We start from the raw sequence: 16,096 nt of genomic DNA, 5'->3' as shown, positions 1-16,096 counted from the left end.
ATGGACCTTCGCTCAGTGACTGTGCGTTTCGTTTCTTCACCATTGAAAGCACCTTTTACAAGTCATCTTCAGAAGGTGACTCGGCGGGAAGCACTCATTATTGAGGTTATGGATCACGAAGGACGAGTGGGTTACGGAGAGGCTGATCCTTTTTCGAGCCCTTGGTATTCTGAAGAAACAATTGAGACTTGCCGTCATATTCTTGCTGATTTCCTTATCCCTATTCTTTTAAAACATTCTTTTTCTGAACCTGCCGAACTGGAACATCTTTGGCAAGCAGTACGCGGCAATCATATGGCAAAATCGGGATTAAGCCAAGCAATTTGGGATCTATATGCGAAACAGCAGGGCGTGTACATTGGCAGTCTGTTCGGAGCAAAAAGAAAACAGGTTGAAGCTGGTGCTGTTATTACAGCAAAGGATCCGGTGCAGGCTGTTGAGCAGATTGGTCGATTGTTGGAGACGGGATACAAGCGATTCAAAGTCAAACTCTCGCGAGATCATGATCTTCAATTGCTTTCAGGGATTCGCTCCTACTTTCCCGAACTCCCCTTAATGGCAGATGCCAATTCCGATTACAGTCTTTCAGATATAGATCATTTACGGATCTTGGATCAGTTTCACTTGATGATGATTGAACAACCACTCGCCTATAATGATCTGGTGGATCATGCATTGTTACAGAAAGAGATGAAAACACCAATATGCCTGGATGAAAGCATATGCTCATATCAAGATGCCAAGTCTGCGATGCGGCTAGGCAGCTGCCAAATCCTCACAATGAAAATGGCACGTGTCGGCGGATGGTCTACTGCTCTCAAAATTCATAAATTATGCCTGGACAACGGTATGCCACTATGGTGCGGAGGAATGATCGAGTTTGGCATTGCCAAAGCACATAATATTGCCCTAGCTTCATTAGAAGGCTTTACGCTTCCGGGTGATTTATTTGCCTCCAGCCATTATTGGACAAATGACCTCATTGAACCAGAAATAACTGTCCGTCAAGGTTTGATTATTGTTCCTAAAGGACCGGGAATTGGTTTCAAGATCAACCATGCAACACTTCAAGCAATGACTGAACATAAGCGAACCTTTCACAAAGGGTAATACCTTTAGTTTGGATATCATTAATAATCACATAAGAAAATTTACGCTATCTTAACGCTGCCCTTGACAAGATTTTTTGACAAATTCAGGAGATTAATAGGATACTAAGACTATAAAAGTTAACCTGGATTTGGAGGAGAAACTTGATGCAACTAAGAAATGTGTTGTTTGATTTTGATGGAACACTCGCGAACACCCTTCCGCTGACCGTCCATGCCATGCAGATCGTGTTTAAGAAATATGAGGGACGTACATTTGACCATGACGGGATTGTCTCAATGTTTGGCCCGACTGAAGAAGGCATGATTGCTGATAATTTTTCAAATAAAGAGTCGATCACCGAAGCGACCGAACTTTATTTCGAATTGTATGAGAAAGAACATTATAATTTTGTGGAAAAGAATGAAGAAATCATCGACTTATTGCATCTATTGAAAGATCAGGGTATGAAAATAGGCGTTATTACAGGGAAGGCTCGTCGATCTTACCTGATTTCAGAAGAAAAGCTTGGTTTTAAGGGGCTATTTGACAGCGTCATTACAGGTGACGAAGTAGCTCGTCCAAAACCGGACCCTGAAGGAATCAAGCGGACACTGGAGAAATTTGAGGCTGATCTAGACGCTTCAATTTACGTTGGTGATGCCAATGGCGATACGTTGGCAGGCAAAGCTGCAGGTATTCACACCGCTGCTGTTCAGTGGCTGCCCGTTTCTCAGTCCAGTGCCTTTCCAGCAAATCCAGAATTTTATTGGAAAAAAGTGAGCCAATTTGCTGAACTTCTTAAAAACAATCAATAATGGTTTGTGAATTACAGCTCAATTGCATCTGCGTTAAAATTATTAAAGTCAGCTTGAACATAGTTGCTTATTGCTTCCATTTGTAATGCAGGATGGTCATTAACCAGTAAAGTAGGTACACCGTACTCTTTGGCATACTCGGGTAGAACGTTGATTGGAGCAACGCCAAGTGAAGTGCCAAGAACCAGCAAACGATCGGTACGGCTGACGGCCATCTCTACATCCCTTAGCCCATGCACAGATTCACCAAAAAGAACAATATCGGGTTTCAACACGGTTCCGCACGTCTTGCCTTTTTCAACAAGGGCAGAACATTGCGGAACTTTTTGACTTTGGACGGCGCGTGTTTCATATAGTGCTCCACATTTTGGGCAAACGCACCGATGAAATGCTCCGTGTACTTCGATGACGTTCGTGCTGCCGGCATTGATGTGCAATCCATCAATATTTTGTGTAATCACCGTTACATCGTGTTCGTTCTCAAGTGCCCTTATCCAAAAGTGAACGGGATTTGGCTTCGCTTGAAGTAACAGGTCGGTGTCAAATAAGGATCGGTAGAAAGCCCAAAATTCTGATGGATGGCTGCGAAAAAAACGAATCGACAAGCAGCGTTCTACATCGGCATTCTGATAGAGACCATTTTTCCCGCGAAATGGCGGTATTCCGGATGGAACACTGATGCCTGCTCCGGTTAGGATTACGAGTGATTGGTCGTGGCTGATAAACTCATTTAATGTTGTCATGCGTCTCCACTCCTTGATCACTACATTAAATAGCGAACGTTTATTCGTTATGATATAATAAAGGGCAATAGGACAAGAATCAAATGCTAATTTTTGTGAATTTGGGGTGCGGCCAATGATTGGGCACGAAACAATTGATGTTCTTCTGAGCAAGTTGCGAGAGAATCCGAATATCGTCCACTGGCATACGATTCCAAAAAAAGAGGCGCATTACGCACCCTTCCCGGAATCGCTTGATCATCGAGTGCGCGAAGCTCTTGTCCGACGCGGTGTGAAGTCGCTTTATGCGCACCAGGCTGAAGCTTATCAGTCTGTCATGGATGGTAAAGACGTTGTCCTTGTCACACCAACGGCTTCAGGGAAGACATTATGCTACAATCTGCCCGTGCTTAAGACGATAATCACCAAGCCGGAAAGCCGGGCGCTTTATTTCTTTCCAACAAAAGCGCTTGCTCAGGATCAGAAAAACGAAATGGCTGAACTGATCAATGAGATCGGAATCCCCATCAAAAGCCATACTTATGATGGGGATACAGCGGGCTCAATCCGACAGAAGATTCGCCAGGCAGGACAAATCGTGATGACAAACCCCGATATGCTGCATTCTTCTATTTTACCGCATCATACAAAATGGGTCTCTTTATTTGAAAATCTTCAGTTTGTTGTCATAGATGAACTTCATACTTATCGAGGTGTTTTCGGGAGTCATGTCGCCAATGTGATCAGGCGACTTGAGAGAATCTGCCGTTATTATGGCAGCCACCCGCAATTCATATGTACGTCTGCAACCATCGCCAATCCTAGAGAACATGCCGAAGCGCTTACTGGACGGCGCATGTTCCTGATTGACAGCAACGGGGCGCCGAGCGTGCGCAAACATTTTCTAATTTATAATCCACCGGTGACCAATAAACAGCTGAACGTACGTGAAGATGAAGGCCTCGCGGTTACCCGCCTGGCTACCGAATTTTTGAAAAACAAAATACAGACGATTGTGTTCGCAAAAAGTAGGCTGAAAGTGGAACTTTTGGTCAGCCATTTGCAAAAATTGAACAGCGGCCGTCAGGATCGAGCTACTATTTGCGCTTATCGTGGCGGCTATCTACCACTTGAACGACGGAGAATTGAGAAAGGGCTCAGAAATGGCGAGATTATGGGTGTCGTAAGCACGAACGCTCTGGAGTTAGGTGTCGATATCGGTCAGCTTCAGGTCTGCATCTTAACCGGCTATCCCGGCAATATGGCGAGTGTCTGGCAACAGGCAGGAAGGGCAGGAAGAAGGCAAGAGGACGCGGTCATTATTATGGTCGCATCGTCCAATCCGCTTGATCAGTACATGGCGGGGCACGCGGATTACTTTTTTTCAAGGAAACCGGAAGACGTGCGTATCAATCCAGACAATATTATGATCATGATGGAGCACATCAAATGTTCAGCCTATGAGCTTCCTTTTAAAATGGGAGAACGGTTTGGCGGGCAAGAGGTGGATGAACTCTGCGAGTATCTCACTGAGGAAGATGTGCTCCATTATCAAAGAGAGAAATGGTATTGGATGAGTGACGGATTTCCGGCAAACAATATCAGCCTCCGGTCTGCCGCTCAAGACTCATTTGCTATTGTCGATGTAACAGATCGGGGACATGCTGAAGTTATCGGTGAAATGGACCGGTTTGGCGCCATGACAATGCTTTATGAAGATGCGATTTACATACATCAGGGGACTCAATATCATGTAGATGATCTTGATTTAGAGGAACGTAAGGCTTATGTGCGCAAAGTGAATGTCAACTACTATACGGATTCGGACCTCGCAGTTCAGCTCGATGTGCTTGCTGAGGACGAGTACAATAGCTTTGACAATGAAAAGCTGGAGAAGGGATACGGGGATGTGTCCGTGCGTGCACTTCCAACAGTTTTCAAAAAAATTCGTTTTGAAACCTACGAAAATATTGGCTGGGGGAAGATCCATCTCCCTGAGATGGAAATGCACACAACAGCGGCTTGGATTAGTTTTTCTCCAGGACTGCTGGATACGTTTGGCAAGGAAGTCTTTCAGGGGGCGCTCGTTGGTTTAAGCCATTTGCTGCGCCACGCTGCGCCTCTTTTTGTGATGTGCGATCAAGCTGATCTTTCCGTGGTTCCGAAGATTAAGGCGCCGCATAATGAGAAACCAACGGTTTTCATGTACGATAAGTATCCCGGCGGTATTGGCTTAAGTGAAAAATTGTATCAGGTCATGCCCGTATTACTGGAGAAAGTTCAAGAAATGGTTGAAAACTGCAGCTGCGAATCGGGTTGCCCGTCCTGCATCGGGTTTGTGAACGAAGGCCGGATGGCGAAATTGGCATTGCTGCGTCTATTAAAGGATCGATGAATGTGTCATTAACTAAGAAATTACAGTTATACAAGAAGCAGCTTCATGATATGAATATGGCGGCTAAGCAGACGCAATCAAAGCAGGCCGTTTTTCCCGAACAGATCGAATTCGAGAATGATCGGGAAATACATCGGGCAGCCGAACAGCTTGGTGCCTCAATCAATTACTTTGAAAACCAGTATGTTCTTGTTCATACTGAATATTTGCCATTGGATACGAAAATCGGTCAATACGCCTTGAGTGATCTGACATCACTTGTTCAATGCTGGCAATCCGGTTATGCGCAGCACCCTTTATCGGCATGCGGGTTGAGCCCTGAAGATCTGCTGTTCTTTGACACAGAAACAACTGGATTAGGTTCTGGAACAGGCCAGATGATCTTTTTAATTGGACTGGCCAGACTAACAGCAAGAGGAATTGAGTTAAAACAATACTTTTTGCCGGGTCCCGGTCATGAAGCGGCGTTCTATGACGCATTTTTGAGAGACTGCCATTCTCTGAAGAACTTGGTGACTTTCAATGGTAAGGCTTTTGACTGGCCAAGGGTAAAAACGCGTCATCAGTTTGTACGTGACCAGGTGCCGAAATTGCCGGCGTTTGGCCATTTTGATTTGCTTCACGCCTCGCGTCGACTTTGGAAAAATAGGCTTGAATCGGTTCGCCTTCAGACCGTGGAAAAGGACATTCTTTCAATGGGCCGGAGCGAAGACGTTCCTGGTAAAATGGCCCCTTTTCTCTACTTTCAATTTCTTAAACATCCAGATGCAAAACTTGTGAAGGGCATTATTGAGCACAACCGCGAAGATGTATTGACATTAATCAGCCTTTATATCCATCTCTCAAACAAGGTAATGGGAAGAATTGAATGTGATGCCGAAGAAAGTTATGAAATTGCCAGGTGGGATCAACAAGTTGGCGATCTGGAGCATGCAAAACAATTATGGAAAATGCTGTCGGCAGGAAACTCTTCCTTCAAAAATCAGGCCATGCTTAGACTTGCCGAACTCTATAAGAGGGCAGGGGACTATCACTCCTCGCTGAATCTATTTGAATTGGTGATCAAGGAAAATGATGTTACAGACGAATCTGCCTGTATTGAGGCTGCAAAACTGCTGGAGCACCAGTTCAAAGACTACGAGCGTGCCATTTACTATACAAAACGCGCAATTGAATGTTTACATCATAGTAATCAAGTCACAAAATCCACAGATAATGAAATTGATTTAAAATACTTGAAGCGGATGGATCGTTTGGATCAAAAGCGTCTTGCGGAATTATCTTGATGAGAATCAAGGTATTACCCGGGCAAGCGCAAAAAATGCCCATAATCGGCAAGAGTCGCCTCTTTTTCTCGGTCTATTGACAATTTTTCGACAAATCATGAGTTTCTGGCCGAGCACTGTTTTCTATGAGGGCAAGGAGGTGCAACGATGGCAGAAAATGAAACAGCAATCCTTGTTACTGGATACAAAGCACATGAACTTGGCATTTTCTCAATTAATCACCCGGGCATTCAAGTTATTCGTTATGCATTGAAAAAAAGAATGCTTGAGTGCGTGGAAAACGGTGTACAATGGTTTGTGATCAGCGGACAGACCGGGGTTGAGTTATGGGCCGGAGAAGTCTGCCTGGAACTCAAACGAGATGAAAAAATGAATGTGAATCTTGCCATACTTATGCCCTTTCTTAATCAGGAAGAGCACTATAAAGATTGGCAGCAGGAGCTCTACACCAGTATCATCGAACAAGCAGATTATGTCGGAACGATTAGCAATCGTCCGTATGAAAATCCGATTCAGCTGCGACAGAAGAATGAATTTTTAGTTTTAAAAACAGATGCGATGCTGATTGTTTATGACGAAGAAACAGACGGCTCACCAAAGTACTATTTAAGTGCAGCCCATCGAAAAGCAAAGAACCAAAATTATCCAATATGGACAATTAATCGCTATGATTTAGAATTCGCTTCTGAGGAGATTCAGCAGCAAAATTCGGATTACTGGTCTCAAGGAGATTCGTAATGACGAATGTTTTACTAGTGTTGATCCCTCTAAAATGTTGATTGCTGCATGTGCTTTTTTTTGCCAGGTCACTTGTCCATCAGAATTAACAGGATGGGCATAAAGGGCGACATTGACATCATAGATTAAATTTGAAAAAATAAGATGACATACTTAGGTTGAGGTGGTTTAACGTGGCGGATCAGAAAACGATTAGACTGACGAAAAATGATATTCTTCATAAAGAATTTAAATCGGGTTTTCATGGCTATCAGCAGGATGAAGTAGATCAATTTCTTGATATTGTGATCAACGACTATGATGTTTTTAACGCTGAGATTCTTCGCTTGCGCGAAGAAAATAAACGGCTGAAAAATGAATTAATGTCTGGTGAGGATCAGAGGACTGCTGCTCCTGTAGAAAATCAGGGACTGACGAACTATGATGTTCTGAAAAGGTTGTCCAATCTTGAAAAGCACGTTTTTGGCAGCCGCCTCGGTGAATAACGCAAAACTTTTCAAGACAAGGGTTGACTCTTTAATTAAAATGGATTATAATCATTAGCTGTGACATTGTTCGTGTTCGGGTGATCGCTGTATTCTTTGCGAATATAGAGGAAAGTCCATGCTCGCACGGTCTGTGATGACCGTAGTGTTCGTGCCTGGCGAAGTCATAAGCCAGGGTAGCTCGGAGCAATCTGGGTTAACGGCGGGAGAGAAGCCTGTGTTCCTTTGGGAATATGGCTTGCCATCCCATAAAGTGCCATAGAGACGATATCTTTTGGAAACAAAAGAAGTGGAACGCGGTAAACCCCTCGAGCGGGAAACTCAAACTTGGTAGAGGAACCCTTTGGAAGGAATCAAACGGAAAAAGGGACAGATACTTCTGTAGATAGATGATTGCCGCTTTTGTACGAGGAGCGTGCAGCTCCGTTTGAGTGCGAAAGTACAGAACATGGCTTACAGAACATGAATAATGCATTTTAAAGAAGAAAAAGCCCTTTACGGGCTTTTTTTTGCTTTTGAAATTACATAGGTTTACCTATCAAAAGTAAAAAATATTATGTGAGATAGAATATAATAAAGGCTTCGCTTGTTTTAAAGACTTGACGGAGCCAGGTTTTCTAATGCTATAATCATCAGAATGTGAGCATACAAAAATTTCCTGAGAAGGGAAAAGATGATATGGGTAAAAAATGGTTGCTAATCGCGACAACTGCCATGGGGCTTGAATCCGTTGCAGCAAGAGAGTTAAAAGATTTAGGGTATGAGGATCTTAAGGTGGAGAACGGCAAAATCACTTTTCCCGGAGGACCTGCTGATATATGCCGATGCAATCTATGGCTAAGAACGGCAGATCGGCTAAGGCTCCAGGTTGGTGCTTTTAAAGCGATAACCTTTGACAGTCTTTTTGAACAAACCAAAGCTCTGCCTTGGGCGGATCTGCTTCCAGCTAACGCTCTTTTTCCCGTGACAGGAAAATCTCATAAATCTACATTGCACAGTGTTCCGGATTGCCAGGCAATCGTTAAAAAAGCGATTGTGGAGTCCTTAAAGGCTCACTATCATCAAGACTGGTTTCAGGAAGACGGTCCGATGTTTAAAATACAAGTCGCTGTCGAGAAGGATTGGGTAACACTTTCTATTGACACTAGTGGGGACGGACTCCATCGCCGCGGATACAGGCGTTTGCATAACTTGGCACCGCTGAAAGAGACACTGGCAAGCGCAATGATTTTGCTCAGTCGTTGGACACCTGATCGCCCTTTTGTCGATCCATTTTGCGGTTCCGGAACATTGCCGATTGAAGCGGCAATGATCGGACAGAACATCGCGCCAGGGTTCAATCGCACGTTTGTTTCGGAATCCTGGCCGTTGATTGAAAAGGAGTACTGGGAGCGTGCTCGTGAAGAGGCAGAGGACTTGGCGAAGTATGATCAGCCGTTGACTATTTTGGGCAGTGACATTGACCATAAAATGGTTGAATTGTCCGAGCATAATGCGATTGAAGCCGGATTCAGTGGCTTGATCACATTTAAGCAAATGCAGGTTGCTGATTTTACTACGAAAGAAGCGAATGGCTGCATGATCGGCAATCCACCATATGGGGAACGAATGGGGGATGAACAGCAGATCAAAACCATCTGTCAGGATCTCGGTTCGCTTTACAAGAACTATAAATCGTGGTCTTTTTATTTCATCTCGTCCTTTGAACAGTTCGAATCATTCTTTGGACGTCCGGCCAGCAAGAAAAGAAAATTGTACAACGGCCGGATTCGTACAGATTACTTTCAGTATTTCGGTAAAAAGCAAGCGGACTGAGATAAATACTTGAGTGATCCTAACCGATAAAGATATAGATTATTCAAAAAAACGGTCATAAAACGTTTATGTAAGCAATAAAAACAGTTGTAGTTTACACAACACTTATGTTTCTCCTAAGATTTAGCAGGACATTATGACAGACAAAGAGAAATGAAGAATGTGACGAAGTTATCCGGCATTCACTAATTTTAAAAGGGGCGTTTTCATTGGCTATTGAAGAAGTCGTGCAATCATACAATCAGTATGTAAAAAAAATCATGGATTTTAACGAATCAATCGCACTTGCCGAATGGGATATGAGAACTGGTGCGCCAAAGAAAGGGATTAAACAACGCTCTGAGGTCGTCGGCACACTCTCTGATGAAGTATTCAAACGTTCAATCTCAGATGAAATGAAAGGATACATAGACGCTTTGACTGATCCATCCATTCAGGATCAATTAAGTCTCGTCACAAAGAAGATGATCGAAAAGTCGAAGAAGACTTACGATCAGTATGTCAACATACCGCCTGAAGAAAGTAAAGCATTTGTCATTTTGCAATCTGAAGCGCAAAGTGTATGGCAGGAAGCAAAAGAAAAAAGTGATTTCGCCCTGCTCAAGCCTTATCTTGAGAAAATGGTGGCATTTAAACGTAAATTCATCGAGTATTGGGGCGTAAAAACGAATAAATATGACGCATTGTTGGATTTATATGAACCAGGACTGACTGTTCAAACGATTGATCAAGTATTTGGCAAGCTGCGTGAAGGACTGATTCCTCTTGTAGAGGCTGTTACTTCATCTAAAGCACAGCCTCAAAAAGACTTCTTGTCCGTGCCATTCCCAGTTGAGAAACAAAAAGCATTGTGCCTGCATCTCCTTCGTGAAATTGGTTATGATTTTGAGGCCGGAAGACTTGACGAAACGGAACACCCGTTTGAAATTACTCTTAATCCCGGCGATGTGCGCGTGACCACAAACTTTCAGGAACAAGACTTTATTTCTACCGTGCTCGGAACCATTCACGAAGGCGGACATGCGCTTTATGAACAACATATCTCACGTGATCTAGTTGGCACACCGCTATGTGAAGGCACTTCGATGGGCATTCATGAGTCGCAATCGTTATTCTTTGAAAACTTCATTGGTCGAAGCAAAGCGTTCTGGGCATTCCATTATGATGAATTAAAGCGATATGGAAGCGGGCAGTTTGATCATGTGTCGCTCGATGATTTTTATCGGGCAATTAATGTTTCCCATCCTTCAATGATCCGGACACTTGCAGATGAACTTACTTATCCACTCCATATTATGGTACGCTATGATATTGAGAAGGCATTGTTTAACGGAGATCTAGAGGTTACAGATCTTTCAGGTGTCTGGAATGAAAAAATGAAAGAATATCTGGGAATTACTCCGGCTAATGATCGTGAAGGCGTGCTTCAGGATATTCACTGGCCGGGCGGTGATTTCGGATATTTTCCATCATATGCGCTCGGTTATGTATATGCCGCGCAGTTTAGACATGTCATGACGCGTGATATTCCTGATTTCGATAACCATGTATCTTCAGGAAATCTGTCAGTGGTTACGGATTGGCTGAGCAAACATGTTCACCAGTTCGGCAGCTTGAAAAAACCGCTTGAAATTTTGACAGATACAACCGGGGAAGGACCGAATCCGCAGTATCTCCTTAACTATTTATCGGGAAAATACAGTGACATCTACCGGTTGTAATCCATATGATTTAGAAGTCCGCATAGAAAAAACTTGACCGGCATTGGCCTGTTGAGGGGAATCCTGTTCGTTTCTAAAACAGGATGAAGAAAGGGGTTTTTGATTTGGCAAGACAAGTATCTGCTTATGATGATGACACGATTCAGATATTAGAAGGCTTGGAAGCGGTACGTAAACGTCCGGGCATGTATATTGGATCTACTGATACACGGGGACTTCACCATCTCGTTTATGAGATTGTAGATAATGCCGTCGATGAAGCACTTGCCGGTTTTGGAAATGAAATTCTTGTGCGGATTCACAAAGATGGAAGTGTGAGTGTCCGCGATTTCGGACGCGGAATGCCCACAGGGATACACCGGACTGGAAAACCAACTGTTGAAGTCATTTTTACTGTGCTTCACGCCGGCGGCAAGTTTGGCCAAAATGGCGGATATAAAACTAGCGGTGGCCTTCATGGTGTAGGCTCATCCGTTGTTAATGCGCTTTCTGAGTGGCTTGAAGTCACCATTTGGCGTGATGGTTCGATTTACAAGCAGCGCTTTGAGCACGGCGGACATCCGGTCACTACGCTCGAACAAATTGGAACGACTCGAGAAACCGGTTCTTTGATCCACTTCAAACCAGATGCGACCATTTTCAGCACGACTACTTATCAGTTTGATGTACTTAGCGAACGGCTCCGTGAATCGGCCTTCCTGCAAAAAAATATGAAAATTGTTCTGACCGATGAACGTTCAGACCGGGAAGAGATCTTTCACTATGAAGAAGGTATCAAGGAATTTGTCTCTTATTTGAATGAAGATAAGGATGTGCTTCATCCGGTCGTTTCATTTGAAGGTATGTCCAATGAGATGGAAGTGGAATGCGCTTTTCAGTTCAACGATGGTTACTCTGAAAGTCTGATTTCCTTTGTGAACAACGTGCGTACAAAGGATGGAGGTACACACGAATCTGGTTTTCGCACCGCATTGACGCGTATTTTCAACGACTATGCGCGAAAGGCAGGTTTGTTGAAGGAAAAAGAAAAGAATCTTGATGGCAATGATATCCGTGAAGGTTTTATGGGCATCGTTTCAATCCGTATACCGGAACATCTGCTTCAATTTGAAGGGCAGACCAAAGAAAAACTCGGCACGAACGAAGCGCGTTCAGCAGTCGACACCGTCGTTGCGGAACAATTATCCTATTTTCTCGAGGAAAATCCGCAAACAAGTGAAATGCTGATTCGAAAAGCGATGAAGGCCCGTCAGGCGCGGCTTGCTGCGCGTAAGGCAAGGGAAGAAGCAAGAAACGGGAAGAAATCGAAACGGAAGGAATCTGTGCTTAGCGGAAAATTAACCCCTGCATCTTCGAAAAATGCCGATCGAAATGAACTTTATTTGGTCGAAGGCGATTCTGCTGGCGGCTCAGCGAAACAAGGACGCGATCGCAAATTTCAGGCTGTTCTTCCTCTGCGTGGCAAAGTGATTAACACGCAAAAAGCGCGCCTGGAAGAAATCATGAAGAATGAAGAAATCAATACGATTATTTATGCGATTGGCGCTGGTGTCGGCGCAGACTTTACAGTCAAAGACAGCAATTACGATAAAGTTATTATAATGACAGATGCCGATAACGACGGTGCACACATTCAAGTATTATTGCTGACCTTCTTCTATCGCTATATGCGCCCGCTGATTGACGCCGGTAAAGTGTACATAGCACTACCACCGCTCTATAAAGTGAGCCGAGGAGTCGGCAAAAAAGAAACGGTTGAGTACGCGTGGGATGACGCAGGATTAAAAGAAGCAATCAAGAAAATCGGCAAGGGCTATACGATCCAGCGTTATAAAGGCTTGGGCGAAATGAATGCTGACCAGCTTTGGGAGACGACAATGAATCCTGAGTCGCGGACACTGATTCAGGTAAGAATTGAGGATCAGGCTTATGCCGAGCGCCGCGTTACAACTCTTATGGGCGATAAGGTTGAACCGCGACGAAAATGGATTGAATCGCATGTCGCTTTCGGGCTCGAAGAAGATGCAAGTGAAGGATTGACCGCTGTGAAAGGTGCTGAATAATCGTGGCAAATAGAGAAAAATTACTTAATCGGACGCTTGAAGAAGTCATGGGCGACCGATTTGGTATATATAGCAAGTATATCATTCAGGAACGTGCGCTTCCTGATGTAAGGGATGGTTTGAAACCCGTGCAGCGCCGCATTCTTTATGCGATGCTCCGCGATGGCAATACGAATGATAAACCTTTCCGCAAGTCGGCAAAAACGGTTGGTAATGTTATCGGCAACTATCATCCGCATGGAGATTCATCTGTGTATGAAGCGATGGTACGCATGAGTCAGGACTGGAAGGTACGAATGCCTCTGATCGAAATGCATGGAAATAACGGCAGCTTGGATGGCGATCCGCCTGCTGCAATGCGCTATACAGAAGCGCGATTGTCAAAAATATCAGCAGAGCTTCTTCGTGACATTGACGCGAAAACGGTTGATTTTATACTTAACTTTGATGATACGACAGAAGAGCCAACGGTATTCCCATCGAAATTCCCAAATCTGCTCGTGAACGGATCAACGGGTATTTCTGCAGGTTATGCGACGGAAATTCCTCCCCATTGTTTATCTGAAATTATCGATGCGACGATTATGCTGATGGAGAATCCGGACGCCACAGTTGATGACTTGATGACCTTCGTAAAAGGTCCTGATTTCCCAACGGGCGGTATTGTTCAGGGATTGGATGGGATTAAGAAGGCCTATAAAACCGGCAAGGGTAAGATCGTGTTGCGCGCACGAACTGAAATCGAAACTTTGCGTACTGGGCGCAAGCAAATTATTATTAATGAGCTGCCGTATGAAGTGAACAAAGCGCTGCTCGTCAAGAAAATGGACGAACTGAGGCTTGATCATAAGGTTGAGGGTGTTGCTGAAGTCCGTGATGAGACAGACCGAAGCGGTATGCGCGTCATCATCGAGTTAAAAAAAGATGCTGATCCAAACGGAATCTTGAATTACTATTTTAAAAATACGGATCTGCAGATTTCTTATAATTTCAATATGGTCGCTATTGATCACAAAGCACCTCGTCAGCTTGGACTAAAAGAAATCCTTGAGGCTTATATCGAACATCAAAAGGAAGTTGTGACAAGACGCTCCCGTTTTGAACTCCAAAAAAGCATTGAACGTCAGCATATTGTTCGTGGACTGATCAAAGCGATTTCAATTCTTGATGAAGTTATTCGCGTGATCCGTGGATCAAAGGACAAAAAGAATGCAAAGCAGAACCTGTCCGAGTCTTTTGGCTTTACCGAAGCACAAGCGGAAGCCATCGTTAACCTTCAATTATACCGTTTGACAAATACGGATATTGTGACGCTTCAGGAGGAAGAACATCAACTAGATGAAACCATTGCAAGACTAGAAGGTATTCTTAACTCCGGAAAGAAATTGATTTCTGTCATTAAAAAAGAACTGGTTGAGGTTCGGAAAAAATATGCAGATGCCCGTCGAACAACGATCGAAGCAGAAATAGAAGAAATAAAAATCGATCTTGAAGTCATGGTTGCCGCGGAAGAAGTCATGGTATCACTCACGAAACATGGGTATATAAAGCGTTCCAGTTTACGGTCTTTCTCGGCAAGCGCCGATGATACGGTTGCGATGAAAGATACGGATCATACGCTTTTCCAAAAGCAAATGAATACAACGGAAACATTGCTCGTTTTCACAAACATGGGGCGCTATATCTACCTTCCTGTTCATGAGATCCAGGACCGGCGATGGAAAGAGCTTGGGCAGCACATTGCAAGCCTTGTTCCTATAGATCCTGAAGAAGAGATTGTTTCGGCAATTCCTGTGTCTAGCTTTGAGGCGGATGGTCTGTTTATAACCTTCTTTACCAAACTTGGCATGGTAAAACGTACAAAGTTGGTCGAATATAAGGCACAACGACGTTCAAAACCACTCACTGCCCTAAAATTAAAAAAAGGCGACGTATGCGTTACTGCTTTTATAACTAACGGACAATGTGATCTTGTAGTCGCAACAAGTATGGGTTATGGTCTGCGTTTTGCAGAAGAAGAAGCAGGGGATGTGGGCCTAAGAGCTGCAGGAGTTAAAGCGGTTCAGTTGAAATCCGGTGATACACTTGCCGGTGGTGTTGCATTACCTAGCGGATCGTCGTTGCATTTATTTATTGCTACCGATCGCGGTGCTGTGAAAAAAATGGCTATTGAGGGACAAATCGAACAAACCGGCAGGCCAAGGCGCGGCGTGCAACTGCTTCGCGAGTTAAAAACACGACCGCATCACATTGTCGGTGTTGCATTTGTCGATAGATCCGATAGAATAGTACTTGGCACAGACAAGGGAAAGCTTTGCTCCGTTTTATCTTCGGATCTGCGCGTTACTGACAGATACAGCAATGGTTCTTTTGTCTTAGATCAAGATGAAGACGGCACAGTTATAGACATTTGGACAGATGTGAAACAAGAAGCTCAACAAGATAATTAATCATTTATGCAGCCTGTTTTTCCTTGGCTGTTTTTTAATAAAGAATTGATAATAACACATGGTCAGTGTTAGAACGATTAAATAGATTGGCAAAGAGAAAAAAATTTGATACCCGTTTTTATAGTGGTATACGCCGGCGTGCCAAGCCAGGGCTTCAGTAAACATCGAGATCAGAGCCCAAATGGAAATGTAGAAGAAGTAGGTTGTACGATTTTTCCTGATGACGGTGTACGCATAAACAAAAAAATAGGAAAAAGGTCCAAACATGACAAAAGAAAGGATATCCCAAAAATCCATAAACGGTGTATCATTTACACTATAGTAATTAAATGGATGAATACACACGGTGTTATCAAAAAAGGTGCTGATGTAACCGCCGATCAAAAGCATCGTAAATGTCTGTTGCCTTGTAAACCGTTTCGGCAGGAAAAATAAAAGCAAATATGCGAGCACACCTGTGATGATAATAAATAACTCATTAGAATTAATGGTTGTATCTTTGAATGACATGATT

The 16,096-nt window shown here is 43.7% G+C and carries 12 protein-coding genes and 1 other RNA gene; 11 read left to right on the top strand and 2 right to left on the bottom strand.

Translation table 11 applies throughout. The annotated features are described in order from the left end of the window. Both menC and P343_RS27005 read left to right on the top strand, forming a co-directional pair. A complete protein-coding gene (menC, locus tag P343_RS27010; protein WP_023509933.1) occupies nucleotides 1-1,110 on the top strand; it encodes an o-succinylbenzoate synthase in 1,110 nt (369 codons plus the stop codon). 146 nt (nucleotides 1,111-1,256) lie between these two features. After that, on the top strand, nucleotides 1,257-1,907 hold the full coding sequence (locus P343_RS27005) for an HAD family hydrolase (protein ID WP_023509932.1): 651 nt from the start codon (nucleotides 1,257-1,259) through the stop codon (nucleotides 1,905-1,907). 11 nt (nucleotides 1,908-1,918) lie between these two features. Here P343_RS27005 and P343_RS27000 read toward each other — a convergent pair whose 3' ends face one another. Then, nucleotides 1,919-2,650 (bottom strand): SIR2 family NAD-dependent protein deacylase, encoded by a 732-nt coding sequence (locus tag P343_RS27000; RefSeq protein WP_023509931.1) that lies wholly within the window; start codon nucleotides 2,648-2,650, stop codon nucleotides 1,919-1,921. 115 nt (nucleotides 2,651-2,765) lie between these two features. Here P343_RS27000 and P343_RS26995 point away from each other — a divergent pair, with 115 nt between their 5' ends. From P343_RS26995 to parC, 9 genes are all read left to right on the top strand, one after another. Next, nucleotides 2,766-5,024, top strand: a complete 2,259-nt coding sequence (locus P343_RS26995) for a DEAD/DEAH box helicase (protein ID WP_023509930.1) — start codon at nucleotides 2,766-2,768, stop codon at nucleotides 5,022-5,024. Nucleotides 5,025-5,026: 2 nt separating this feature from the next. Beyond that, nucleotides 5,027-6,310 (top strand): ribonuclease H-like domain-containing protein, encoded by a 1,284-nt coding sequence (locus P343_RS26990; RefSeq protein ID WP_031263867.1) that lies wholly within the window; start codon nucleotides 5,027-5,029, stop codon nucleotides 6,308-6,310. Nucleotides 6,311-6,457: 147 nt separating this feature from the next. After that, nucleotides 6,458-7,048: an SLOG family protein gene (locus P343_RS26985; protein WP_023509928.1), complete on the top strand. Its 591-nt coding sequence runs from the start codon at nucleotides 6,458-6,460 to the stop codon at nucleotides 7,046-7,048. A 173-nt stretch (nucleotides 7,049-7,221) separates the two neighbouring features. Continuing rightward, complete coding sequence (gpsB, locus tag P343_RS26980; protein WP_023509927.1) at nucleotides 7,222-7,533, top strand: cell division regulator GpsB; 312 nt, start codon at nucleotides 7,222-7,224, stop codon at nucleotides 7,531-7,533. A gap of 72 nt (nucleotides 7,534-7,605) precedes the next feature. Continuing rightward, nucleotides 7,606-7,994: RNase P RNA component class B (rnpB, locus tag P343_RS36715), an RNA gene on the top strand. Nucleotides 7,995-8,211: 217 nt separating this feature from the next. Then, entirely contained in the window at nucleotides 8,212-9,348 is a 1,137-nt protein-coding gene (locus P343_RS26975) for a THUMP domain-containing class I SAM-dependent RNA methyltransferase (RefSeq protein ID WP_023509926.1), read from the top strand. A 209-nt stretch (nucleotides 9,349-9,557) separates the two neighbouring features. After that, nucleotides 9,558-11,069, top strand: coding sequence for a carboxypeptidase M32 (locus P343_RS26970; protein ID WP_023509925.1), 1,512 nt, complete (start codon nucleotides 9,558-9,560; stop codon nucleotides 11,067-11,069). Between the two features lie 104 nt (nucleotides 11,070-11,173). Further along, on the top strand, nucleotides 11,174-13,132 hold the full coding sequence (gene parE / locus P343_RS26965) for a DNA topoisomerase IV subunit B (protein WP_031263865.1): 1,959 nt from the start codon (nucleotides 11,174-11,176) through the stop codon (nucleotides 13,130-13,132). A gap of 2 nt (nucleotides 13,133-13,134) precedes the next feature. After that, on the top strand, nucleotides 13,135-15,582 hold the full coding sequence (parC, locus tag P343_RS26960) for a DNA topoisomerase IV subunit A (protein WP_023509923.1): 2,448 nt from the start codon (nucleotides 13,135-13,137) through the stop codon (nucleotides 15,580-15,582). Here parC and P343_RS26955 read toward each other — a convergent pair whose 3' ends face one another. Beyond that, nucleotides 15,583-16,092, bottom strand: a complete 510-nt coding sequence (locus P343_RS26955) for a hypothetical protein (RefSeq protein ID WP_023509922.1) — start codon at nucleotides 16,090-16,092, stop codon at nucleotides 15,583-15,585. It lies immediately after the preceding gene. Nucleotides 16,093-16,096 lie beyond the last annotated feature (4 nt).

The sequence above is a fragment of the Sporolactobacillus laevolacticus DSM 442 genome (assembly GCF_000497245.1).
In the GTDB taxonomy this organism is placed as follows: domain Bacteria; phylum Bacillota; class Bacilli; order Bacillales; family Sporolactobacillaceae; genus Sporolactobacillus; species Sporolactobacillus laevolacticus.
Note: the sequence above shows the minus strand (reverse complement) of the source record. Positions and strands in the feature narration are given on the sequence as shown.

Coding starts and splice junctions, on each gene's coding strand:
- P343_RS26975 (WP_023509926.1), top strand. CDS start 8,212: ATGGGTAAAAAATGGTTGCTAATCGCGACAACTGCCATGGGGCTTGAA.
- P343_RS26955 (WP_023509922.1), bottom strand. CDS start 16,092: ATGTCATTCAAAGATACAACCATTAATTCTAATGAGTTATTTATTATC.
- P343_RS27005 (WP_023509932.1), top strand. CDS start 1,257: ATGCAACTAAGAAATGTGTTGTTTGATTTTGATGGAACACTCGCGAAC.
- menC (WP_023509933.1), top strand. CDS start 1: ATGGACCTTCGCTCAGTGACTGTGCGTTTCGTTTCTTCACCATTGAAA.
- P343_RS26985 (WP_023509928.1), top strand. CDS start 6,458: ATGGCAGAAAATGAAACAGCAATCCTTGTTACTGGATACAAAGCACAT.
- P343_RS27000 (WP_023509931.1), bottom strand. CDS start 2,650: ATGACAACATTAAATGAGTTTATCAGCCACGACCAATCACTCGTAATC.
- P343_RS26995 (WP_023509930.1), top strand. CDS start 2,766: ATGATTGGGCACGAAACAATTGATGTTCTTCTGAGCAAGTTGCGAGAG.